1 protein-coding gene and 4 tRNA genes are annotated in these 1,177 nt (G+C 37.6%); all 5 read right to left on the reverse strand.

From position 1 onward, the window contains the following. On the reverse strand, positions 1 to 151 hold a 151-nt coding region (locus tag KO502_RS10370; protein WP_252730722.1), incomplete at its 3' end, for a GTP-binding protein. A gap of 87 nt (positions 152 to 238) precedes the next feature. Further along, a tRNA-Thr gene (locus KO502_RS10375) sits at positions 239 to 314 on the reverse strand. 14 nt (positions 315 to 328) lie between these two features. Beyond that, a tRNA-Gly gene (locus KO502_RS10380) sits at positions 329 to 402 on the reverse strand. Between the two features lie 65 nt (positions 403 to 467). Next, a tRNA-Tyr gene (locus tag KO502_RS10385) sits at positions 468 to 552 on the reverse strand. 55 nt (positions 553 to 607) lie between these two features. Next, positions 608 to 683: transfer RNA gene (locus KO502_RS10390), tRNA-Thr, on the reverse strand. Positions 684 to 1,177: the final 494 nt, after the last annotated feature.

Genomic DNA, 1,177 nt, shown 5'->3' on the forward strand with positions numbered 1-1,177 from the left:
CGATTTGTGCGAAATCTTTTACGTCACCACCGTGTGCTTTAGTTAATACCGCAGAGATAGCAGCTGTTAACGTTGTTTTACCGTGATCAACGTGTCCGATTGTACCAACGTTTACATGTGGTTTCGAACGTTCAAATTTTTCTTTAGCCATTTTAAAATACCTCTGGGTATAGTAATAATTTACTGTTAAATTAATTTAATATTTTGATTTGAGATAAAGGATAAAGTCATCTAGGAATGGTGCTGATAGGCAGATTCGAACTGCCGACCTCACCCTTACCAAGGGTGCGCTCTACCAACTGAGCCATATCAGCATTCATATAAAAGATGGAGCGGGCGGCGAGAATCGAACTCGCAGCTTTAGCTTGGAAGGCTAAGGTATTACCACTATACGACGCCCGCTTACTCTATCAGATTTAACTCTGTCTTTGATTTAACTTTATCTCTAATAAAGTCAAATCGAAATATGGTGGAGGGAGGTGGATTCGAACCACCGAAGGCTGAGCCGTCAGATTTACAGTCTGATCCCTTTGGCCACTCGGGAACCCCTCCACTTAAGCCTATACCTTTTATAGGTACCTCAAAAACTATTGTTTTTAAGTATTAATGGTGCCGACTGCCGGAATCGAACTGGCGACCTACTGATTACAAGTCAGTTGCTCTACCAACTGAGCTAAGTCGGCACTACATTAAGTGGTGCGAATTCTAGTGTAATGTTTTCGTGCTTGCAATAGCTAAATTCAAATATTTCACTATTTTTTCATGTTTACTGCTTGTTTGCTGAATATTTACTCAAGCTTAGCGTTATTTTCCTTTATATAAGCCGTCTTAACACCAAAAAGAAGGATAAGTTTGACTCTTTACCTTTTCTTCAAATATGGCTCACTCTTTTAGACATATTCATTTAAACCACTATATTTCTAGTTAGTTCTATTAAAACTTTTAAACCATTCTATATAAAGAAGTGTCCACTTAGAATGATATGAGAACAAATATAATTTTTTGTATATACCCATCACACTTCAAGGTTCTGGTTCAGAGCTAAGTTCCTTCGGGCAAAGCAATAAAACTATTGAGTAACTGGTGATCGACTATAAATATTTAATACCAATTTGATTAAATTTCTTCCCAACTCAGAGCTATGCTCGATGTGCAATAACAAGGCGAATTTGTTTAG

The sequence above is a fragment of the Colwellia sp. E2M01 genome (assembly GCF_018860585.1).
Lineage (GTDB): Bacteria > Pseudomonadota > Gammaproteobacteria > Enterobacterales > Alteromonadaceae > Colwellia.